This window comes from Pseudonocardia nigra (assembly GCF_019396355.1).
GTDB lineage: Bacteria > Actinomycetota > Actinomycetes > Mycobacteriales > Pseudonocardiaceae > Pseudonocardia > Pseudonocardia nigra.
On sequence record NZ_JAHKRK010000011.1, the window covers coordinates 59,292 to 76,425 of the forward strand.

Annotated in this window: 17 protein-coding genes; 4 read left to right on the forward strand and 13 right to left on the reverse strand. The window is 72.9% G+C overall.

The genetic code is table 11. The features are described from left to right. Positions 1 to 18: 18 nt before the first annotated feature. From KME75_RS42625 to KME75_RS05140, 8 genes are all read right to left on the reverse strand, one after another. Positions 19 to 603 carry a TetR/AcrR family transcriptional regulator gene (locus tag KME75_RS42625; RefSeq protein WP_372452563.1) on the reverse strand — a complete coding sequence of 195 codons (585 nt, stop codon included), beginning with the start codon at positions 601 to 603 and terminating at the stop codon, positions 19 to 21. Between the two features lie 523 nt (positions 604 to 1,126). Further along, a complete protein-coding gene (locus KME75_RS05110; RefSeq protein ID WP_308282562.1) occupies positions 1,127 to 1,492 on the reverse strand; it encodes a DMT family transporter in 366 nt (121 codons plus the stop codon). A 7-nt stretch (positions 1,493 to 1,499) separates the two neighbouring features. Continuing rightward, positions 1,500 to 2,162 (reverse strand): FMN-dependent NADH-azoreductase, encoded by a 663-nt coding sequence (locus KME75_RS05115; RefSeq protein WP_308282563.1) that lies wholly within the window; start codon positions 2,160 to 2,162, stop codon positions 1,500 to 1,502. 67 nt (positions 2,163 to 2,229) lie between these two features. Next, positions 2,230 to 2,622, reverse strand: coding sequence for a hypothetical protein (locus tag KME75_RS05120; protein WP_219413354.1), 393 nt, complete (start codon positions 2,620 to 2,622; stop codon positions 2,230 to 2,232). Positions 2,623 to 2,888: 266 nt separating this feature from the next. After that, a complete protein-coding gene (locus KME75_RS05125) occupies positions 2,889 to 3,875 on the reverse strand; it encodes a zinc-dependent alcohol dehydrogenase family protein (protein ID WP_219413355.1) in 987 nt (328 codons plus the stop codon). Continuing rightward, positions 3,872 to 4,756, reverse strand: coding sequence for a carbohydrate ABC transporter permease (locus KME75_RS05130; protein WP_372452564.1), 885 nt, complete (start codon positions 4,754 to 4,756; stop codon positions 3,872 to 3,874). The genes KME75_RS05125 and KME75_RS05130 overlap by 4 nt, the downstream gene beginning before the upstream one ends. Then, positions 4,753 to 5,700 (reverse strand): carbohydrate ABC transporter permease, encoded by a 948-nt coding sequence (locus tag KME75_RS05135; protein ID WP_219413356.1) that lies wholly within the window; start codon positions 5,698 to 5,700, stop codon positions 4,753 to 4,755. Before KME75_RS05135 ends, KME75_RS05130 begins: the two co-directional genes overlap by 4 nt. Next, positions 5,697 to 7,064 carry an ABC transporter substrate-binding protein gene (locus KME75_RS05140; protein WP_219413357.1) on the reverse strand — a complete coding sequence of 456 codons (1,368 nt, stop codon included), beginning with the start codon at positions 7,062 to 7,064 and terminating at the stop codon, positions 5,697 to 5,699. The genes KME75_RS05135 and KME75_RS05140 overlap by 4 nt, the downstream gene beginning before the upstream one ends. A 144-nt stretch (positions 7,065 to 7,208) precedes the next feature. Here KME75_RS05140 and KME75_RS05145 point away from each other — a divergent pair, with 144 nt between their 5' ends. Together KME75_RS05145 and KME75_RS05150 are read left to right on the forward strand one after the other, a co-directional pair. Further along, positions 7,209 to 8,171 (forward strand): sugar-binding transcriptional regulator, encoded by a 963-nt coding sequence (locus KME75_RS05145; protein WP_219413358.1) that lies wholly within the window; start codon positions 7,209 to 7,211, stop codon positions 8,169 to 8,171. A gap of 4 nt (positions 8,172 to 8,175) precedes the next feature. After that, positions 8,176 to 8,964, forward strand: coding sequence for a phosphotransferase (locus KME75_RS05150; protein ID WP_219413359.1), 789 nt, complete (start codon positions 8,176 to 8,178; stop codon positions 8,962 to 8,964). Positions 8,965 to 9,064: 100 nt separating this feature from the next. On the opposite strand, the gene KME75_RS05155 is transcribed toward KME75_RS05150, so the two are convergent. Both KME75_RS05155 and KME75_RS05160 read right to left on the reverse strand, forming a co-directional pair. Further along, positions 9,065 to 10,117 (reverse strand): SDR family oxidoreductase, encoded by a 1,053-nt coding sequence (locus KME75_RS05155; protein WP_219413360.1) that lies wholly within the window; start codon positions 10,115 to 10,117, stop codon positions 9,065 to 9,067. Between the two features lie 14 nt (positions 10,118 to 10,131). Then, complete coding sequence (locus KME75_RS05160; protein WP_219413361.1) at positions 10,132 to 11,292, reverse strand: MFS transporter; 1,161 nt, start codon at positions 11,290 to 11,292, stop codon at positions 10,132 to 10,134. A 112-nt stretch (positions 11,293 to 11,404) separates the two neighbouring features. Here KME75_RS05160 and KME75_RS05165 point away from each other — a divergent pair, with 112 nt between their 5' ends. Beyond that, positions 11,405 to 11,851 (forward strand): MarR family winged helix-turn-helix transcriptional regulator, encoded by a 447-nt coding sequence (locus KME75_RS05165; RefSeq protein WP_219413362.1) that lies wholly within the window; start codon positions 11,405 to 11,407, stop codon positions 11,849 to 11,851. Between the two features lie 5 nt (positions 11,852 to 11,856). After that, positions 11,857 to 12,564: an acetoacetate decarboxylase family protein gene (locus KME75_RS05170; protein ID WP_219413363.1), complete on the forward strand. Its 708-nt coding sequence runs from the start codon at positions 11,857 to 11,859 to the stop codon at positions 12,562 to 12,564. Positions 12,565 to 12,894: 330 nt separating this feature from the next. On the opposite strand, the gene KME75_RS44735 is transcribed toward KME75_RS05170, so the two are convergent. From KME75_RS44735 to KME75_RS05185, 3 genes are all read right to left on the reverse strand, one after another. Further along, on the reverse strand, positions 12,895 to 13,755 hold the full coding sequence (locus tag KME75_RS44735) for a DUF559 domain-containing protein (RefSeq protein ID WP_219413364.1): 861 nt from the start codon (positions 13,753 to 13,755) through the stop codon (positions 12,895 to 12,897). An 860-nt stretch (positions 13,756 to 14,615) separates the two neighbouring features. Continuing rightward, entirely contained in the window at positions 14,616 to 15,458 is an 843-nt protein-coding gene (locus KME75_RS05180) for an alpha/beta hydrolase (RefSeq protein ID WP_219413365.1), read from the reverse strand. Next, positions 15,455 to 17,134, reverse strand: a 1,680-nt coding sequence (locus tag KME75_RS05185) for an MSCRAMM family protein (RefSeq protein WP_219413366.1), incomplete at its 5' end; no start/stop codon positions are given. The genes KME75_RS05180 and KME75_RS05185, both read right to left, overlap by 4 nt.

The window sequence follows — 17,134 nt, forward strand, 5'->3', positions numbered from 1 at the left end:
GCCACTGTGCCGTCCTGGTCAGCCGGCGGCGACCACGCGGAACGCCAGGAGGCGCAGCCCGGCCGCGATCTCGGCCGACGCCAACCCGCGCTCCCGCTGGTACTGGAACACCTCGGCCGCGAGCGGGGCGAGCAACGCGTCCACCAGCACGTCCGGCCCGGGCACGGCGGCGTCCACCAGCAGGGCCCGCACGTGCGCGCGCCAGAACCCGTACGAGCCGACCTCGAACCTCGATGCGCCGGAGTCGGCGCCGAGCACCAGCGGCAGGTGGCGGTCCAGGTGTTCCACCATCGCCGCGTAGAAGGCCGCGAGCCGCTCGGCGGGCGGGGCACCGGGCCCGAGTGGCGGGTCGCCGCGCAGCAGCCGTTCCTGCAGGTCCCGCTCGTGCTCGTCGAGCAGGGCCACCGCGATCGACCCGACGTCGGGGTAGCGCCGGTAGAGCGTGGCGCGCCCGACCCCCGCGGCCCTGGCGACGTCGTCCATCGTGACCGCCCGCGGGTCGCGGCTGCGGAAGAGCTCGGCCGCGGCCGCGAGCACTCGCGCCCGGTTGCGCGCCGCGTCGGCCCGTTCCCTGGACCGTTGCGGCGGGTCAATGGCGGTCACCGCGCCGATGCTAGGTCGGCGTCCGGTCACCCCGTGCACACGGCCACGACGAGCAGCGCCACGATCACCTCGAGGAGCACCCGCGCGACGGGGCCGAGCACCAGTCACGGCGCTCCTCGAGTCGAGATCTCCGCTGCCGAGCGCCGCCATGAGCGCGTAGCGAGCCTTGACCGACGTGAGCCCGCGGGCGCCGATCGCCCCGATCCCTCCGGCCGGTCCGTCGACGTCACCCAGCTCGTCGAGCCGCCGCCCGTCCGCCGGGAAGGTCGAGGAAGCCCACCGGGTCCGTCGGCGGCGAGCGTGACCCAGCGGGGCGGCGTGGATCTCGCCGTCCGCGCAGACCACCGCGCCCACCCCGCGGAGGGTCGCGGCGAGCGCGTCGGCGAGGTTGCGCGGACCGCCCGGGAACGGCGCGTCGCGGGGCCGGGCGGCGCCGGTGCACCCGACGGTGCCGCGGTGGGCGGCGGCACGAGCACGAGATCGGTGAGGAAGGCGGTCTCCTCCACCATGTCCAGCCCGTGGGCTATTTGGCGGTCGCCGCATGGGCGAGCACCACTCCGGCCATGATCAGCAGCACTGCCGCGATGCGCGTCGGTGTGACACGGTCGTGGTGCGCCACCACCCCGAGCAGCACCGCGCCGGCCGCCCCCATGCCCGTGAACACGACGTACGCGGTGCCGACCGGCACCCCCGCCAGCACCGCGCGGGCGAGCAGCCAGATCACGGCGATGCAGAGCGCGACGCCCAGCACGCTTGGCCAGAAGCGCGTGAGCCCCCGCGTCGGCGGGATGCTCTGCGCCCACGCGATCTCCACGACCCCGGCCGCGAGAAGCCACACCCAGCCGCTCACCGTGCTCGCTCCCCCGGCCGGCGCGCCCACCCGCTCCACGACGGCCTCATGCCGCCGCGGGCGCGGTCAGCTCCGCGGCGAGCCGGTCGACCTCGGCCTCGGCCGCCGCCCGCGACGCCGCGTGCGCGTCCCTGCGGTCGGCCAGCCGCGGGTCGACCAGCGCGTTGGTCAGCTCCGCGGAGACGAACACGGCGTCCGTGACGCCGAAGTGCCCGTCCAGGAAGTCCCGCAGGTAGCGGGCCTGGTGGTCGACCGGCTCCCGCGGGGTGCCCGGCCCGTACGCACCACCGCGGGCCGAGACCACCACGAAGCGCCGGCCCGCGAGCGACATCCGCGGGAACGTCACCTGGTCGATCCAGGCCTTCAAGGCGGCGGGGACCGAGAAGTTGTACATCGGTGTCGCGATCAGCACGACGTCGGCGGCGAGCAGCTCGTCGAGCAGCGGGGCGACGACCGCCCAGGCCGTGCGCTGCGCCGGGGTGTGCACGACCTCGACATACCGGGCGGGATCGTGATCCCCCGGCGGAGCAGCTCGTCGCAGACCTCCGTCCAGGCCTGCCCGATCGGCGGGACGGGGTCGGCGGCGAGGTCCCGGTAGGTGTAGCCGAGCGGGTGCGCGGCCCCGCCACCCGGCGGCGAACCGCGCGCCGAGGCGGCGGGAGAACGAGTCGGAGCGGGCACTGCTGTCGAGGTGCAGCAGGTGGGGCACGGCGGCCTCCCGAAGTAGAAGTGGACAATGAGCCCACTTCTACCCTTCATGCGGACAGGCTGTCCACTTACTGTCCGATCGCCTGCTGGGCCTCGAGCACGGGACGAGCTCGGCGGGCCTGGATCCGCAGTCGCTGCTGGGCGGCGGCAGCACCGATGGCGCACGCTGCGGACACCAAATACAGCCACCGGGCCACCCCGTCCTGGATGACGGCGTTTGCCCCTTGCACCAGTGCGATCGCCAGCCACAGCCACACCAACCGACGTCGGCGCTCGATCTGCCGGGCAGCGCGCAGTGCGACATCGCGGTGTGCCGGAGTCACCGGTTCGGCTCGCCGGATCGACCGGAGGATCTTCTTGCGGTCGGGGTACGTCACGTCCCACAGTGCCGAGCGCTCGTACAGGGGCACCCCGCGACGCCGCATCAGCAGCAGGACGCCGACGGCCACGGCGATCGACACCCCGACGCCGGTCCCGTGAGGATGACGAGCAGCCACCGGTCGTGGGGCGCGCCCCCTGCGATCAGTGCTGCCAGAAACCCCGCGCCGGCGCTACCGACCAGCCCGCCCCCGCCGAGGAACAGCAGCATCCACCGCCGCTCCCGACGCACGGCCGCCCTACTCGCCGAGTGGTCGTGCAGTTCCTCGTCTCCGCTCACGGTTCCCCCCACGACGATGATGGGGCGGAACGGGCAGGTCCGCAGAGCAGGGCGGCACAGCGGGCGGGGTCAGGGGTGCACCTGGATCTTCCGCCCGATCCCCTGCCGGAACTGCTCGAGCGCCTGCGGGTACTCGTCCAGCCCCATCCGGTGACTGATCATCACGTCCGGCCGGAGCACCCCGTCGGCGAACAGTTCGGCGGCCCGCTCGTAGCTGTGCAGCACGGCCATCGACCCGACGATCCGGATCTCCTTGTTGTAGATCCGGTACGGCGAGAACGACGCGGAGGCGTCCTCGTTCGCCACGCCGAACTGCTGGAACGTGCCGCCCGGTGCCACCCGGCCGAGCCCGTCCTCAATCGCGGCGACGACGCCGGTGCAGTCGATCACGACCTCCCAGCCGCGGGGCCGGTCCAGCTCGTCGGCGCTCGTGACGGTGGCCGTGCAGCCCAGCTCCTTGGCCGTCTCCAGCCGGTTCGGGTTGAGGTCGACCATGTCGACGGTGGCCGCGCCCGCCCGCTTGGCCAGCTCCATCATCATCAGGCCCATCGTCCCGGCCCCGTAGATGAGGTAGTGGTCGCCGAGCTGCGGCTCGAGGACGTCGAAGCCGCGCACGGCGCATGACAGCGGCTCGATCAGCGCGGCGTCGGCGGTCGAGACACCCTCGGGGAGCCGCACGCAGTTCGCCACCGGTGCCACCGCGTACTCGGCGGCGCCTCCGGACACCGTCACCCCGATGGCGCCCCACCGCTCACACAGGTTGCCCCGCCCGCGGCGGCAGTAGTGGCACTCGTGGCAGTACAGCGACGGGTCGACGGCCACGTGGTCGCCCACACGAAGTTCCGTGACGTCCGAGCCGAGCGCGACGACCTCGCCCGCGAACTCGTGCCCGGGCACGATCGGCAGGGTCGGGGCGAACTCGCCCTCGGCAATATGCAGATCGGTGCCGCAGATCCCGCACGCCGCAACGGCCACGACGACGTCCCGCGGCCCGGGGGCGGGGTCGGGCACCGTCTCGACGGTGACCGAATCCGTGCTGATGACGGCAGCCTTCACTTGATCGCTCCCAACGAGAGTCCTTGCACGAGCTTGTCCTGCGCCGCGAATCCGGCGATGAGCACCGGGAGCGACACCACCACCGCGGCCGCGCACACCTTCGCCAGGAACAGGCCCTGGCTGGTGACGAAGCTGGTGAGGAACACCGGCGCCGTCTGCGCGACGGTCGCGGTCAGCACCCGGGCGAACAGCAGTTCGTTCCAGCTGAAGATGAAGCAGATGAGCGAGGTGGCGGCGATGCCGGGCAGCACGATCGGCCCGACGATCGTACGCAGCGTCCGGCTCAGCCCGGCCCCGTCGATCGCGGCGGCCTCGAGGATCTCAAAGGGCACCTCGGCGAGGAACGAGCGCATCATCCACACCGCGATCGGCAGGTTCATCGCCGTGTAGAGCACGATGAGCAGCCAGATGTTGTCGAGCATCCCGATGCCCTGCGCGATCAGGTACACGGGCAGCAGGCCGGCGACGATCGGCAGCATCTTCGTGGACAGGAAGAAGAACAGCACGTCCGTCCACTTGCGCACCGGCCGGATCGACAGCGCATAGGCCGCCGGGATGGCCAGCAGCAGCACCAGCACCGTCGACAGGACGCTCGCGGTCAGCGAGTTCGCCAGCGGCGGCCACGGGCTCGCGCCCGACGCCGCCCCGAAGAAGTTCGCGTAGCCGTCGAGGGTGAGTGGCGCGAACAGCGACGGCGGGTTCGTCGCGGCGTCGGCCTCGCTGTGGAACGACGTCAGCACCATCCACAGCACCGGCAGCACGAACACGATGCCGATGAACCAGGCCAGGACGCCGAGCAGCATCCCCGACCGGTTGCGCCGGGGTGGGGCGACGGCGAGCCGCGACGGCGTGGCCTCGGGCGCTTCCACGGTGGTCGTCATCGGGAGCCCTCCTCGCGGAACAGCGACGACACGGTGCGCAGCGCGAGCATCGCGACGAGGATCGTCCCGACCACGACGACGACACCGGCCGCGGAGGCCGTGCCGTAGTCCTGCGCGTTGTAGAAGGTCTGGTAGATCGTGTACGGCAGGTTCGCCGTGCCGAGGCCGCCGGACGTGATCGTGAAGACGGCGTCGAAGTTCTGCACGATGTAGATCGACCCGAGCAGTGCGCCCAGCTCCAGGTACTGCCGCAGGTGCGGGAGCGTCATGTGGCGGAAGATCTGCCAGCTCGAGCAGCCGTCGATGCGGGCGGCCTCGATCACGTCGTGCGGCTTGCTCTGCAGGCCGGCCAGGATGATCAGCATCATGAAGGGCGTCCACTGCCACACCAGCGCCGCCACGATCGACGCCAGCGGCGCGCTGGAGATCCAGTCCGGCTGCGGCGCGTTGGCCCCGAACAGCCAGGTCAGCGCCCCGTTGAACAGCCCGTACTCCGGGTTGTAGAGCGCGTGCTTCCACACCAGCGCCGCGGCGACCGGCACCACGAGGAACGGCGTGATCATCATCGTGCGGACGATGCCGCGGCCGAGGAACGCCCGGTCCAGCAGCAGCGCGATCAGCATCCCGAGCACGAGGCTGATCAGCACCACCGACGCCGTGAGCACGACGGTGGTGACGATCGAATCCCGGGTGTTGACGTCGGTGAGCACGCGCCGGAAGTTGTCGACACCCGCGAAGCCGATCTCGTCGGGGTAGTACGCGTTCCAGTTCATGAACGAGATGACCAGCGTGCCGATGAACGGCAGCTGCGTCACCACGATCAGGAAGATTAGCGCGGGCAGCAGCGGGGCGCGGCGGGCCCAGTCCGCGCTGCGGTTGAGGGCGCGCTGTCCGCCGACCGGTCGCTCCTCCGGCTCGATGCGAGGTTCGAGTGCCGTCGTCATGAGTCCTCCGCCTCCCGGGCCTGGTAGCGGTCCGCCACGTCTTCGGCCAGCTCCTGCCCCTGCGCCAGTGCTTCCTCGACGGTCGTCAGCCCGGCGATCGCCGAGCTCACCTCCTGCGACACCTGGGTGCCGAGCGCGGGGAACTCCGGGATGCCGACGAACTGGATCCCGGGCGCGGGCCGCGGCTGCACGCCGGGGTCGAGCGGGTCGGCGTTCTCGATGGCCGAGCGCGTCGGCTCGGCGAACGCCCCGGCCACTGCGAGGTAGTCCGGGTTCTCGTAGGTGGAGGCGCGCTTGCCGGCGGGCACGCTCGACCAGCCGATCTCCTCACCGACGAGCTGCTCGTACTCCTTGCTCGACGCCCACGAGATGAACTCCCACGCCTGGTCCTTCTTCTCGCTGGCCGCCTGGATGCCCCAGGCCCACGCGTAGAGCCAGCCGGAGCTGTCGGTCTTCACCACGGGTGCGGCCGCGTAGCCGATCTTGCCCTTGACCGGGGAGTCCTCGGCCTCGAGCGAGCCCGCTGCCGAGGTGGCGTCGTACCACATGGCGACGTTGCCCTGGATCAGGTTGTTGAGGCACTCGGTGAACCCGGCCTGCGCCGCGCCGGACTCGCCGTACTCGCGCACCAGGTCGACGTAGAACTTGGTGGCTTCGACGAACTCCGGCGCGTCCACCCGCGCCTGCCAGTCCTGGGTGAACCAGGTGCCGCCGAAGGTGTTCACCACCGTGGTCAGCGGCGCGAAGATCTGCCCCCACCCCGGCTGGCCGCGCAGGCAGATCCCGGCCATGCCGGGCCGCAGGCCGTCCACCTGCGCCGCGATGTCGGCGACCTCCTGCCAGGTGGCCTGCGCCGGCATCGTGATCCCGGCCTCGGCCAGCACGTCGGTGCGGTACATCAGGAACGACGACTCGCCGTAGAATGGCTGCCCGTAGATCTGGCCGTCGTCGCCGGTGAGCGACGTGGCCATCGGGTCGAGGATGTCGTCCTGGTCGAACTCGGGGTCGGCCGCGATGTAGGGGTCCAGCGGCGCGATCCAACGGCTGCGCGCGTAGATCGGGATCTCGAAGTTGCTCAAGGATGCGACGTCGTACTGCCCGGCCTGACTGGAGAACTCCTGGCTGATCTTGTTGCGGACGTCGTTCTCCGGCAGCACCGTGAAGTTGACGGCGATGCCGGTCTCGCGCGTGAAGTGCTCCGCGGTCAGCCGTTGCAGGTCGACCATCTGCGGGTTGTTGACCATCAGCACGTTGATGCTGTTCGCCCCGCCACCACCGACGCCGCCGCCCCAGCCGGCACACGCGGAGCTCGTCAGCAGCACCACGAGAGCGAGCAGCGCGCCGCGCATGCCCGATTGCCTCATCCACACCCTCCCGGGATCCCTGGCGCTGCTCAGATGAGCGCGGCCCCGATCACACGATCAGGGTGAAGCAGCGCGTCTGCCGAGTCAATGGCTCATGCAAGAATGGGCATTGATGCGCTCAGATGAGCAACGGGAGGGGGCCGCATGGTCACGGCGAACAGCGGCACGCGCGGGCCCGCCCAGCTCGTGCTCACCGCGTCCGTCGCACGGCGGTACTACCTCGACGGCAAGTCGAAGATCGAGATCGGCGAGGAGCTCGGGCTGAGCCGGTTCAAGGTCGCCCGCCTGCTCGACGACGCCCGCGCCAGCGGCCTCGTGCGCATCGAGATCGGGCACCCCGGCGTGATCGACATCGAGCTGTCCGACCGGCTGATGAACGTCCTCGGCCTGCAGCACTGCATCGTCACCGACACCCCCGACGAGGACCCGGTGGCGCTGCGCGAACACGTCGGGGCCGCGGCAGCCGACCTGCTCACCGAGGTCGTCACCCCCGACGACGTGCTCGGGCTGTCCTGGGCCCGCTCGGTCAGCGCCATGGCCACGGCGCTGCAGCGGCTCGCCCCGGTGCCGGTCGTCCAGCTCACCGGCGCGCTCGCCCGACCCGGGGTCGACGACAGCTCGATCGAGGTGGTGCGCGACGTCGCCCGCGTGGCCGGCGGCCCCGCCTACTTCTTCTACGCTCCGATGGCCGTCCCCGACGCCGCCACCGCGCAGGCACTGCGCCGCCAGCCCGAGGTGGCGCAGGCGCTCGCCCGGATCCAGACGGTCACGCGCGCCGTCGCCGGCGTCGGCGCATGGGGCCCTGAGCAGTCCACGCTCTACGACGCCACCGGCGAGGCCGAGCGCCGCGAGCTCGCCGGCCGCGGCGTCTGCGCCGAGATCTCCGGCGTGCTCGTCGACGCCGACGGGAAGCCGGTCCCGTCCGCCCTCGCCGAGCGCATGATCGGGATCAACGCCGAGCAGATGCGCGCCGTCCCCGAGGTGATCGCGATCGTCTACGGCACGGCCAAGGTGCAGGCCGCGCTCGCCGCGGTGCGGGGCGGGATGGTGAACAGCCTCGTCACCCACTCCACCCTGGCCACGGCGCTGATCGAGGCAGCAGAATGACCGGGTGCGCGGTCTGACCGAGGTTCCGCTGCTCGGCGGCACCGCGAACCGGGGCCGCGTGCACCGGGTCGGCGACACCGTCCGCCGTCCGCTGCGCCCCACCAGCGCCGCCACGCACGCCCTGCTCCTGCACCTCGAGGACGTCGGCTTCGACGGGGCGCCACGGGTGCTCGGCGTCGATGACACGGGCCGCGAGGTGCTCAGCTACGTACCCGGCGAAGCCGTCACGGCGCCGGCGCCGGCGTGGGGCCTCACCGATGCAGCCCTGCGCAGCGTGGGCGAGCTGCTGCGCCGGTTCCACGAGGCGGCCGCCGGCTTCGACCCCACCCCGCACGTCTGGTCGCACCCCGTCCCCGCCCCGTTCGACGGCGGCGGGATCGCCCACAACGATCCGAACCTCGACAACGTCGTCTTCCGCGACGGACGGGCCGTCGCACTGATCGACTTCGACCTCGCCGCCCCCGGATCGGGGCTGTGGGACATCGCCGCGGCCGCCCGGCTGTGGGCTCCCCTGCGCGACCCGGGCGACGTCGCCGACCTCCGCCGCGGCCGGGCACTGCGGCGGTTGCGCATCCTCGTCGACGCTTACGGGCTCGACGACGCCGGCCGCTCCGACCTCGTCTCCGCCCTGCGCCACAACCACGACTGGATGTGCCGGATCGTCCGCGACGGCGCGGCGCGGGGCGTGCCGGGCTTCGCGGCGTACTGGACGTCGGAGGCTGCGGCCCGCAACGAGCGCACGCGGGCGTGGCTGAAGCGACACGCCGCGGCGATCGAGGCGGCCCTGCGCTGACGGCCGCCGCCGGTCAATGGAATGCCAGCAAGGTGGCGATACTGTCATTGGACGGCAGCATTGCCACCTTGCTGTCATCGGGATGCGTCGGGAGCACGCCTCAACCGGGGATGATCCGGCGCTTGCGCAGGTCCTCGAACAGCCGCAGCAGCATGGCCTCCGTGTCGACGTAGGAGTGGAAGCCGTAGCGGCGCGCCTTGGACGTGTCGGCGAACATGTCGTAGTCCCAGGAGAAGACGAAGTCGCCGAACGCCCACGACGACACGTCGGCGTAGCGCGTGGGTGCGAGCCCGTGCCGAGCGACCATTGCGTCCCAGACCGGCTCCTTGTCCGCCATCAGGTCCTGCAGCGACATCGGCAGCGGCGGTGCCACCTCGAGATCGAACGCTCCGGCGAGCACCGGCCACATCCGGTTCCAGCGGAACAGGTCGCCGTTGGCGATGTTGAACGCCTGCCCGGCCGCGCGCGGCTCCGTGGCTGCCCAGACCGTCGCCTCGGCGAGCAGGCCGGCGTCGGTGAGCTCCAGGAGTGCGTCGTACGCGCCGGGCTTGCCGGGGAACCGCAGCGGGATGCCGAGCTCCTTGCTGATCGACGCGTAGACGGCCAGGACGACGCCGAGGTTCATCGGGTTGCCCAGCCCGAACCCGGCGACCACCGACGGCCGGATCGCCGACCAGCTCGACCCCTGCGCGCCGGCGCGTTCCTCCACCAGGTGCTGCTGGTCGACGTTGAACTCCGGCGGCATGTGCGGCGGGTCGCTCTCCTTCGCGGGCGTCGAGAACGGGCCGAGGTGGGCGCCGTAGACCTTGTAGCCCTGCATGAGGCTGACGTGCTGCAGGTCGGGGGCGGCCGCCTCGGCGGCATCGAGCACCGTGCGCAGCATCGTGACGTTCGGCTCGACCAGCTCCGACCACGTCGGACGGTCCTGGTAGGCCGCGTAGAACACGTGCGTGACGCCGGGGTGGGCGCGCAGCGCGGCGCGCACCGACGCGGGGTCGAACAGGTCGGCCGCCACGTGTCGGACCGGGCCGTCCGGTGGGCCGCCCCGGCGGGAGAGCCCGACCACCTCCCAGTCCGGGAGTCCGGCGAGGTGCTCGGCGAGCGTGCCGCCGATGACGCCGCGGGCGCCGACGACGAGCGCGGTGCGGGACATGGTGATCCTCCTGGTCAGACCGTGACGGGGGTGCGGCGCCGGTCGAGCGCCACGGCGACGAGCGCGACGACCAGGCCGGCGACCGCCATGCCGGCGCCGACGGCGTTGGGGGCGGTGAATCCGAGGCCCGCGCTGATCGCGACCCCGCCGAGCCAGGCGCCCACCGCGTTGCCGAGGTTGAAGGCGCCGATGTTCATCGCCGAGGCGAGCGTGCCCGCGCTGCCGGCCGCGTCCAGCACGCGGGTCTGCAGCCCGGGCGCGGTGGCGAACCCGACGAACCCCACGGCGGCCAGCGTGATCGCCGCGGCGACCGGCGTCCTGGCGGTCACCGTGAAGGCGGCCAGCACCACCGCGAGCGCGGCGATCAGCACGATGATCGTCGGCATCAGGGCGCGGTCGGCGGCGCGGGCGCCGGCGAGGTTGCCCGCGACGAGACCGGCGCCGAACAGGAGCATCAGCCAGGTGAGCGCGCTCGCCGGGTAGCCCGCGACGTCGGTCATCATCGGGGCGACGTAGGTGAACGACGCGAACACGCCGCCGAAACCGAGTGCGGTCATCCCCAGGGCCAGCCACACCTGGGGACGACGGAACGCGGCGAGCTCGGCGCGCAGGTTCGCCGACGGGTCGGCCGGGCGGTCGGGGACGAGCGCGAGGATCCCGATCGCGCCCGCCACGCCGAGCGCGGCGACCACCCAGAACGTGGCCCGCCAGCCGAGCGTCTGCCCGATGACCGTCCCGAGCGGGACGCCCAGCACGTTGGCCAGGGTGAGGCCGGTGAACATCATCGCGATCGCGGCGGCGCGGCGCTGCGGGGCGACAAGGCCGGCGGCGACCACGGAGCCCACGCCGAAGAACGCGCCGTGGCAGAGCGAGGCGACGATGCGCCCGCCCATCATCGTCGCGTAGTCGGGCGCGAGCGCCGAGGTGAGGTTCCCGGCGATGAACAGGGCCATCAGGCCGAGGAGCACCGGCTTGCGGCGCAGCCGGGTGGCGGCCGCGGTGAGCAGGGGTGCTCCGACGAACACCCCGAGTGCGTAGCCCGACACGAGCAGGCCCGCGGTGGGGATGTCGACGGCGAAGTCGGTCGCGATGTCCGGCAGCAGACCGGTGATCACGAACTCGGTGGTGCCGATGGCGAAGGCGCTGATGGCGAGGGCCAGCAGAGCGAGCGGCATGACGGGGTCCTCCTGATGCAAGCGTGCGCGGTTAGCGCGCGTCGACAACAGTTGCACGCGCTGCTTATCGGCGGCAACCCGGTATGCTGGCCGGCACAGGAGGAGGTGCGGGATGGCCATCTCGGACGACGCCGTCGAGGTGCGGGCCCAGGGCTGGCGCACGCTCGCCGCGCTCCACGGCCGGCTCGAGGACGCGCTGGAGAAGGCGCTGCAAGCAGGGTTCGACCTGTCCGTCGTCGAGTACACGGTGCTCGACACCCTGGACCGCCAGGACGGCTGGCACATGCGCATGCAGCAGCTCTCACGGGCAGCGGCGCTGTCGCACAGCGCCACCACACGGCTCGTCACGCGGCTGGAGAACCGGGGGCTGCTCAGCCGCTACCTGTGCCCCGACGACCGGCGCGGCATCTACAGCACCCTCACCGAGGGCGGCAAGGAGCTGCTGGAACGGGCCCGACCGGTGCACGACAGCACGCTCAAGGAGGCGCTGGACGCCGCGTGTGGCGTCCCCGAGCTCGCGCCGCTCGTCGACGCGCTGCACTCGCTCCCCCGGCTCTGACCGCCGTGGCCACCCTCCTCGACGACGGCAGCTGGGAGATCCAGGGCAGGCGGATCACCCTCCCGGTGCGGATCACCGACGCCGCACTGGCCTGCGCCACCTACCTCGTGCACACCGACCGCGCCCGCCGGCTCGTCGCGGGCACCGGTCTGGAGCCGGTGTCGGTGGCCGGGCGCACGCCGCTGTTCCTCCTCCTCGTCGACTACAAGGTCAACGACCTCGGCGACTACGACGAGGTGGGCGTCGGGCTGCTGGTCCGCCACCGCGGCCGCACCGGCCCGTACATCCACCAGCTGCCGGTGACGCAGACGTTCACGATGGAGGCCGGCCGGGCGCTGTGGGGCCTGCCCAAGTGGCTCGCCCGGGCGGAGCTGACGATCGCGGGCCCCGACGCCACCTGCCATCTCGCCGACGACGCGGGCCGGCACGTGCTCACCGCGGCCCTCCGCACGCTGCCGTTGCGGCTGCCCCTGACGCTGCCCGCCACCCTCACCGCGCTGGCCCCGCAGGGGGACACCGTGCTGACGAGCCGCGTGCGGGCGCGGGCGTCCGGGATCCGGGTCGGGCTCGGCGGCGGCGCGCTCGTGCTCGGGTCGGGCCACCCGATGGCCGACGAGCTGCGGGCCCTGCGCCTGCCCCGCCGCCCGGTCGCGACGGTGATCGCCGACCACGTGGCGTTCGGCATGGACCCCGCGGTTCCGGTTCCCCGCTGACCCGCGGGAGTAGCTCCGCGAGATCCGCATCTCCGTAGGCAGAACGACAACAACTGCACTCTCGCCGCGATCACGCCAACCGAGATCCCTGCGAGATCCGCACCTCCGCCGGGGGAACGGCGGAAACCGCACGCCCGCGGCGATCACCGCAGCCCGGATCACCGCGAGATGCAGGTCCCTGCAGCCCCAACAGCGGCGACCGCGCACTCGCGACGATCGCGGAACCGGCGAGCCGACCATGACCCGACGGGCCCCTCGCCCGGCGTTCAAGATCCGCGCGAGATGCGTGTTCCTGTAGGTCCGACGACCACAACGACGCAGTCGTGGCGATCAGGCGGCTCCGCTCCCGGCGCGGGCGGCCAGCTCGGCGCCGACGGTCGCGGCGAGCGACCACGGCCTGCGCATGATCTCGAAGGCCCGGAACCGGAGGATCTTCCAACCTGCCGCGGCCAGGCACGCCTCCCGTTCCAGGTCGCGCAGCGCGCGGTCGGGGTCGAGGTGATCGCGCCCGTTGTGTTCGACGCCGAGCAGGGCGTGCGGATAAGCGAGGTCCAGCAGATACGGACCGACCGGGTGCTGCAGCACCGGCGCCGGAAGGCCGCCGTTCCGGAGGGCGAGCCGGATCCGCGTCTCCATCGGCGACGCCGCAAGCCGGCTCGCCAGGCGGACGACGTCGGGTAATCGTCTGCTCCCCCGTGCTCCGAGGTGCCGGGCCGCGAAAGGAACCAGATCCGCGGGGTCGAACCGCCCGTTGTACGCCAGCGCGTCGACGGCCACGACCGCGTCGACCAGCGGACCTCGACGGGCGAGGTCGAACGCCGTGCGCAGTGCCGTGGTGACCGGCAGCCCGCCGGCGAGGGTGATCTCGTCCGGCTCGAGCACGTCCCGGCGGACGACCAGGCCCTGACGGGGCCGATGACCGCCCGACACCACCACCTCGGCCGGCGCCTCGAACGGCCCGCACGACGCCCCCAGCAGTTCGGCCGCCGAGTAGCCGCCGAGCACCCCGCACCCGGCGACGAGGAGGTGGGCCGCCCGGGAGCGGAGCGCGAACGTGACCTCGACGTCGGCGGCCACGTAGACGCCGGTGAACAGGCGGCGGAACCGGGGCCCGCGCAGTTCGCCGGGCGTCAACAATCCGGTGGCCACGGCGAGGGAACCCAGGAACGGCTGACGCAGATCGATCGACATGGCGGCTTGGACGAGACCCAGCGCCGATCGGTTCCGCTCGACGCCAAGATCCCGCGAGATGCGCATCCGTGCGGCGGGAACGAGGGAAACCGTGCACTCACAGCGATCACCCCGCCACAACCCCACGAGATGCGCACTTGTGCGGCGGGAACGACGGAAACCGCAATCTCGCGGCGATCACCGCCGAGGCCCGTCCCAAGATCCCCGCGAGATGCGCGCCCTCGCACTCGCAGCAACGACAAGGGCGCTCTCGCGACGATCACCGGCCCCGCCGACGCACCACCCCCCGACCCGCCCGCAGGGATCCCGCGAGATGCGCATTCGCGCGGTGGGAACGACGGAAACCGCAAACTCGCAGCGATCACCCCGCCACAACCCCACGAGATGCGCACTTGCGCGGCGGGAACGACGGAATCCGCACCCTCGCGGCGATCACCGGCGGGGCCAGTCCCAAGATCCCCGCGAGATGCGGGCCCTCGCACCCGCAGCAACGAAAACGGCGCTCTCGCGACGATCACCGGCCCCGCCGACGCACCACCCGACCCGCCGCCAAGATCCCCGCGCGAGATGCGCACCAGCGCAGCCCGAACGACGGAAACCGCGCCCTCGCAGCGATCCCCCACCACGCCCCCCGCGAGATCAGCACGCCCGCAGCCGGAACGACAACAACCGAACTCTCGCGGCGATCACCCACCCCGACCCGCCGCCCGCAAGATCCCCGCGAGATGCGCACGCGCGCGGCGGGAACGACGGAAATCGCACGCTCGTAGCGATCACCCCACCACGACCCCGCGAGATACGCACCCCCGCAGTCGGAACAACGACGATCGCGCTCTCGTAGTGATCACCGCCCCGCCTGCTCAGCGGTGCGCGGCGAGCCACTCCCGCAGGTCGGCCAGCGGGCGCTCGCGCTCCGGCTCGTTGTAGATCTCGTGCCAGAGGCCCTCGTACCAGAGCACGGTCCGGTCCGGGGAGCCGACGGTCTGCTCGAGCAGCCGGGTGCCGGCGGGGTCGGTGAGCTCGTCGGCGGTGCCGTGCTGCACCAGGACGGGCAGGCGGAGTGTGCGGGCCCGTTCCGGCAGCACGTCGAACTGGGCGAGCAACGCAGCGGACAGGCCCAGCGTCGGGTGCCCGTGGTGGACCAGCGGGTCGGACCGGTACGCGGCCACGACGGCCGGGTCCTTGCTGATCTTCGTGCTGTCGATGCCGGCAGGCCGCAGGGTCGGCGCCAGCTTCGCAAGCCCGCGCAGCACCGGCACCGTGGCCTTCGGGACGGCGTTGCTGGCCAGGGCGGGGGCCGACAGCGCGAGGCCGCGCAGGTCGTCCTGGTGGTCGAGGGCGTAGGCGAGGGCGATCTGTCCGCCCATGCTGTGGCCGAGCAGGAACACCGGAAGGCCAGGATGCCGGGCGGCGACGAGCCTGCGGAAGGCGTCGAAGTCGTCGAGCCAGTCCGCGTACCGGTCCAGGTGGGCACGGCGCCCGCCCGACCGGCCGTGTCCGCGGTGGTCGACGCCGTAGACCGCCCATCCGGCCGGGGCGAGGGCGTCGACGACGTTGCCGTACCGGCCGGAGTGCTCGCCGAGCCCGTGGCAGACGAGCAGCACGCCTGCCGGTTCGCCCGCCGGGAGCCGGCCCTGCCAGAACAGCTCGACGTCGCGCGCGCCGGCCAACCGGCCCTCGACGTGCCTCTGCTCGCCCGTCACCGCTGTCCGCTCAGCAGGTCGTCGTCGGCGCGGCGGTCCATGGCGGGGAGCCCGGCGGGCACGAGGTCGACGTCGTGGTGCAGGTCGGCCTCGTCCGGGATCTCCAGCGCGCTCGCGACGGGCTCGCACTCCGGGGCGGCGACCGCGAGGTCGTACTCCCCCGACCCGAGGTCCTCGATGCGGTACTTGCCGTCGGCGCCGGTGTCGGCGGTGCCGATCACCTCGCCGTCCTGCACCAGCGTGACGCGGGCACCGATGACGGGTCCGTCCTCGCCGTACACGGCGCCCGACACCGACGCCGACCGCACCAGCAGCACCTCCGCGTCGGCCGGCCCACCCGCCACCGTGATCGCGACGGCACCGGGCTGATGGCCGGCGGCGGTGGACACGAGCACGTAGCTGCCCGACCCCGGAGCCAGCACTTCGCCGCAACCCTCGCCGTCGGCGGTGCCTTCCCCCGCCTCCCTCCCGCGGTCGTCGAGCAACGTCACGGAGGCGTGCGCGACCGGCACGCCGTTCCGGCGGACCGCGCGGAACCGCACCGGCTGGGCGGCGCCGTCCGACGCGGGTTCGACGGTTCCGCGGGCCACGGCGGCGAGCGCCACGACGGAGGTGGCGTCCTCACGCATCCTCGAGCCGGCGACGCCGAACGTGCGCAGCAGGGCGAGGTCGGCAGCGGCCTGCTCGGCGGCCCGCTCGTCCGGGGACCGGCGCGGCCGGGACACCCGTGCGGCGGCCTCGGGGCGGGTGACGACGACCGGTTCGCCCGCGGGCTCGTCGACATCGGCGGCCGCCGCGACCGGCACATCATCGGACGCGGTCTCGGGCGCCGGGCGCTCCTCGACCGTGTTCTCGGCCACCGGCGCCGGCAGCGGGTCCACCACCGCCTGCTCGTCCGCCTGGGGTACCAGCGGTTCGGACGCCGGGGGCTCGACGACGGGGTGCGGCTCCGCCGGCGGAGGACCGGGCACGGCCTCGACAACCACCTGCTCGGCCGGGTCGCTGTGGGCGTGCATCGGCTCCGGACCGGCGGAATCCGGCTCCCGGACACCCGGAACCTGCTCGGCGATCTGCGAAGCCATCGCGTCGTCCTCCCGGGTCTCGGCGACGGCGTATCCCTGCCCCTCCGGGAGGTGCGCCGGCACGCTCTCGGCGGCAACCGGGTTCGGCGCAGCAGATCCCTGGTCCGCCTCCCGACCCGACGCCGCCTCGACCGGCGCCGGAACCTGCTCGTCCGCCTGCGGCGCCACTCGCTCGGCCTCGTGGATCTCGACGACGGGGTGCGCGCCCAGCCGTCCGGGGGCCGCTGGAACGTCCGCGTTGCGCTCGGCCTCGGCGTGCGGAACCTCCGGCGACGACACGAGCCGCAACGGCGCGAACCCGACGGGCTCGGGCACCTCCGCGAGGACGTCTCCGCCGTCGGCCATCCGGGCCGCGCGACGCCACGGGGTGTCACCGCCCGTCATGTCCGACGTGGGCGCCGGCGCCGGCTCGGGCTCCACCTCGGGCAGACCGGTCGGCGGGGTGGGCGGCTCGGGCTCGGTCTCCGCGACCAGCTCCTCCGCCTGCGTCGCGGTCTCCGTCTGCGTCTCGGCCTCCGGCTCCGGCTCGGCCGGCGCCACCGGCTGCGCGACGGGCGCGGGCGGCGCCGCGGTCACGGCGGGCGCCGCGGCCCC

Bases quoted from the DNA above. Each gene is read 5' to 3' on its own strand.
- KME75_RS05130 (WP_372452564.1), bottom strand. From the start codon at position 4,756: ATGACGACCACCGTGGAAGCGCCCGAGGCCACGCCGTCGCGGCTCGCC.
- KME75_RS05135 (WP_219413356.1), bottom strand. From the start codon at position 5,700: ATGACGACGGCACTCGAACCTCGCATCGAGCCGGAGGAGCGACCGGTC.
- KME75_RS05140 (WP_219413357.1), bottom strand. From the start codon at position 7,064: ATGAGGCAATCGGGCATGCGCGGCGCGCTGCTCGCTCTCGTGGTGCTG.
- KME75_RS05145 (WP_219413358.1), top strand. From the start codon at position 7,209: ATGGTCACGGCGAACAGCGGCACGCGCGGGCCCGCCCAGCTCGTGCTC.
- KME75_RS05155 (WP_219413360.1), bottom strand. From the start codon at position 10,117: ATGTCCCGCACCGCGCTCGTCGTCGGCGCCCGCGGCGTCATCGGCGGC.
- KME75_RS05160 (WP_219413361.1), bottom strand. From the start codon at position 11,292: ATGCCGCTCGCTCTGCTGGCCCTCGCCATCAGCGCCTTCGCCATCGGC.
- KME75_RS05165 (WP_219413362.1), top strand. From the start codon at position 11,405: ATGGCCATCTCGGACGACGCCGTCGAGGTGCGGGCCCAGGGCTGGCGC.
- KME75_RS44735 (WP_219413364.1), bottom strand. From the start codon at position 13,755: ATGTCGATCGATCTGCGTCAGCCGTTCCTGGGTTCCCTCGCCGTGGCC.